Genomic DNA, 3,825 nt, shown 5'->3' with positions numbered 1-3,825 from the left:
ACGCCGGGCGCACGAGCCGGGCGCAGTCCGCGCGGCCGACCCGCGGTCCCCGTAAACCACAGGAGCCCAAGGGGGTCCGGCAACCGAAGCGGCCCCGCAAGCCCAAGCAGGTCCAGCAGTCGCCGGACGCGCACGCGCCGAAGCGGTTCCGGAAACCCAAGGAGGCCAAGCCAACCCGCCCCGATGCGCGGCCCGACGCCGTGGACGCCGGTCACTCGGCGCGCCAGCGGCGCACCCGCCAAATCGTGGAAGTGGGGTCGCGGGGCGCGTCCTTCGTCTTCCGGCACCGGGCCGGCAACGCGGTCATCGGAGTGCTGATGCTGGTGGCCGGGGCCCAGCTGTTCATGCTGCAGGTCAAGGACGCCCCCCAGCTGCGGGCCCAGGCGGCCGGCCAGCTCAAGGTCACCGACGTCGAGAAGGCGGTGCGCGGCAGCATCGTCGACCGCAACAACCAACAGCTGGCATTCACCATCGAGTCGCGCGCATTGACGTTCCAGCCGAAGAGGATTCGCGAGCAACTCGACGAGGCGAAGAGGAAGAATTCGGCCGCCCCCGACCCGCAGCAGAGGCTGCGGGACATCGCCAAGGAGGTCTCCACCCGGCTGAACAACAAGCCCGACTACCAGACCGTGCTGAAGAAGCTGCAGGGCAACGACACCTTCGTCTACCTGGCGCGCGCCGTCGACCCCGCCGTGGCCAGCGCCATCTCCGAGAAGTATCCCGAGGTCGGCTCCGAGCGGCAGGATCTGCGCCAGTATCCCGGCGGATCGCTGGCGGCCAACATCGTCGGCGGCATCGACTGGGACGGCCACGGGCTGCTGGGGCTGGAGGATTCCCTGGACTCCGTGCTGTCCGGGACCGACGGTTCGGTCACCTACGACCGCGGGTCCGACGGCGTCGTCATCCCCGGCAGCTACCGCAACCGGCACCGGGCGGTCAACGGGTCCACGGTCCAGCTGACCATCGACGACGACATCCAGTTCTATGTGCAGCAGCAGGTCCAGCAGGCCAAGAATCTGTCTGGGGCGCACAATGTTTCGGCCGTGGTGCTCGACTCCAAGACCGGCGAGGTGCTGGCCATGGCCAACGACAACACCTTCGACCCCTCCCAGGACATCGGGCGCCAGGGCGACCGGCAGCTGGGCAACCTGGCGGTGTCCTCGCCGTTCGAGCCCGGATCGGTGAACAAGGTGATCACCGCGTCCTCGGTCATCGAATACGGGCTCAGTAATCCCGACGAGGTGTTGCACGTGCCCGGCTCGATCCAGATGGGCGGGGTATCGATCCACGACGCCTGGGACCACGGCGTGATGCCCTACACCACCACCGGCGTATTCGGGAAGTCGTCGAACGTCGGCACCCTGATGCTGGCGCAGCGCGTCGGGCCGGAACGCTTCTACGACATGGTCCGCAAGTTCGGGCTGGGCCAGCGCACCAACGTCGGGCTGCCCGGTGAGAGCGCCGGCCTGGTCCCGCCCATCGACCAATGGTCGGGCAGCACCTTCTCCAACCTGCCGATCGGCCAAGGCCTTTCGATGACCCTGCTGCAGATGACCGACATGTACCAGACCATCGCCAACGACGGCCTGCGGGTACCGCCGCGGATCATCAAGGCCACCATCGCACCCGACGGCACCCGGACCGAGGAACGGCACCCCGAAGGTGTGCGGGTGGTCTCGCAGCAGACCGCGCAGACCGTGCGGGGCATGCTGCGCGCCGTCGTGCAGCGCGACCCGATGGGCTACCAGCAGGGCACCGGCCCGGCGGCCGCGGTGTCCGGATACCAGATGGCCGGCAAGACGGGCACGGCCCAGCAGATCAACCCCGGCTGCGGCTGCTATTTCGACGACGTCTACTGGATCACCTTTGCCGGCATGGCCACCGTCGACAATCCCCGCTACGTCATCGGCATCATGATGGACAACCCGCAGCGCAACGCCGACGGCTCGCCCGGGCATTCGGCGGCCCCGCTGTTCCACAACATCGCCGGCTGGCTGATGCAGCGCGAGAACGTCCCGCTGTCACCGGATCCGGGGCCGCCGCTGACGCTGCAGGCCACCTAGCCCGGTGGCGGGCTCATGGCTGGGTTAGCAGTCGGAGATCGATTCCCCGGTACTGCCGGAAATCGGCGTCGGTGGTGCGCCTGCTGCGCCCATCGTTGATCGGATGGGCTGGCAGCGGGGCTGGCCGATGCAGCGCGAGAAGGTGCGGCCGTTGCCGGCGTGACGTCGGCACGGCGCCGGATTTGTACAGGCCGAAGCACTCCGGCGAGCGGCAGCCGTTCTCACGCGGCGGTCTTCCGCGTCAGCCCTTGTTCTTCGCCAGGGCGTCCTGGCAGCCCTGGATCCACTCCTGTTGATTGAGACCCTGAGCCTGGTTCGTCGCCCAGGAGCCGCAGATGGTGGAGGCGCCCATCATGCCGGCCTGGGTCTGCACCAAGTCATTGCCGTCGGCGAACTTGAATCCCTTGTTGTAGGCGTCGCTGTGGCCGGCCGAACCGCATGCCGTCAGGACGGCGGCGGTAAGCAGGCCAGCCGCGGTGAGCGTGATCTTCATTGCCTTAACCCCTTGTTTGGTAGCGGCCGATTTGCGTTCACCCGACGGGAATGTCGGCGCATCACAAGGTTGCGGCAAACGTCTTGAAGGATCCTTGGAGGCAGGCGCAGCACAGCACGGCGACTCCGCGGCGACTGTGTCTAGGTAGGGTGTCATGGCTGATCATGGCGATTGCGCGACGATGGACGGAGGTGGTGTCGGTGTCCGCTGAGCTGCGCCCCACCTCCGGTTTTGGGGTCCGCTTGCCCGCGCTGGCAGCCCAGGCCGGCGCGGTGATGGCCGACGGGGTGGCCGTCCCCGAGGTGCCGATCACCGGTGTGACGCTGCGCGCGCAGGACGTGCGGCGCGGCGACCTGTTCGCGGCCCTGCCCGGCTCGACCACGCACGGCGCCCGCTTCGCCGGCGACGCGATCGAACGTGGTGCGGCCGCGGTCCTCACCGACGCCGCCGGCGTCGCCGAGATGGGCTCCCGAGCCGCCGCGGCGCCGACGCTGGTGCACCCGGCGCCCCGGCGCGTGCTCGGCGGCCTGGCGGCCACGGTGTACGGAAACCCGTCGGAGAAGGTCACGGTCATCGGGATCACCGGGACGTCGGGCAAGACCACCACGACCTACCTGGTCGAGTCCGGGCTGCGGGCCGGCGGGCGCACCGCCGGGCTGATCGGCACGATCGGCATCCGCATCGACGGCGCCGACATCCCGAGCGCGCTCACCACCCCGGAGGCCCCCGACCTGCAGGCGCTGCTCGCGGCGATGGCCGAGCGCGGGGTCGACACCGTGGTCATGGAGGCCTCCAGCCACGCCCTGACCCTGGGCCGGGTGGACGGCACCGCGTTCGCGGTGGGCGCCTTCACCAACCTCTCGCGCGACCACCTCGACTTCCACCCCACGATGGCCGACTACTTCGAGGCCAAGGCCGTGCTCTTCGACCCGAATTCGCCGCTGCGCGCGCGCACCGTCGTGGTGTGCGTCGACGACGACGCCGGGCGGGCGATGGCCGACCGCGCCGGTGACGCGATCACCGTCAGCGCGGCCGATCAACCGGCCCACTGGCGCGCGATGGACGTGGCGCCGCTGGGCGCCGGGGGACAAGAGTTCACGGTCATCGACCCCGCCGGCGTGCACCACCGCGTCGGCGTCCGGTTGCCGGGCCACTACAACGTCGCGAATTGCCTTGTCGCACTGGCGATCCTCGACGCGGTGGGGGTGTCCCCGGAACAGGCGGCGCCGGGTTTGCTGCAGACCCGGGTCCCCGGACGCCTCGAGGAGG

General features: G+C 69.7%; 3 protein-coding genes. 2 read left to right on the top strand and 1 reads right to left on the bottom strand.

Annotation, left to right across the window (positions count from 1 at the left end):
* A partial coding sequence (locus tag BN4348_RS43205; RefSeq protein WP_066913366.1) for a peptidoglycan D,D-transpeptidase FtsI family protein occupies positions 1–2,063 on the top strand: 2,063 nt, incomplete at its 5' end.
* Positions 2,064–2,304: 241 nt separating this feature from the next.
* On the opposite strand, the gene BN4348_RS43200 is transcribed toward BN4348_RS43205, so the two are convergent.
* Positions 2,305–2,556 carry a hypothetical protein gene (locus tag BN4348_RS43200; protein ID WP_066913364.1) on the bottom strand — a complete coding sequence of 84 codons (252 nt, stop codon included), beginning with the start codon at positions 2,554–2,556 and terminating at the stop codon, positions 2,305–2,307.
* Positions 2,557–2,720: 164 nt separating this feature from the next.
* On the opposite strand from BN4348_RS43200, the gene BN4348_RS43195 reads away from it, so the two are divergent.
* On the top strand, positions 2,721–3,825 hold a 1,105-nt coding region (locus tag BN4348_RS43195), incomplete at its 3' end, for a Mur ligase family protein (RefSeq protein WP_066913368.1).

This window comes from Mycobacterium interjectum, assembly GCF_900078675.2.
GTDB classification, from domain to species: domain Bacteria; phylum Actinomycetota; class Actinomycetes; order Mycobacteriales; family Mycobacteriaceae; genus Mycobacterium; species Mycobacterium interjectum.
The sequence above is the reverse complement of the archived record's forward strand: the minus strand, read 5'-3'. Positions and strand labels throughout refer to the sequence as shown.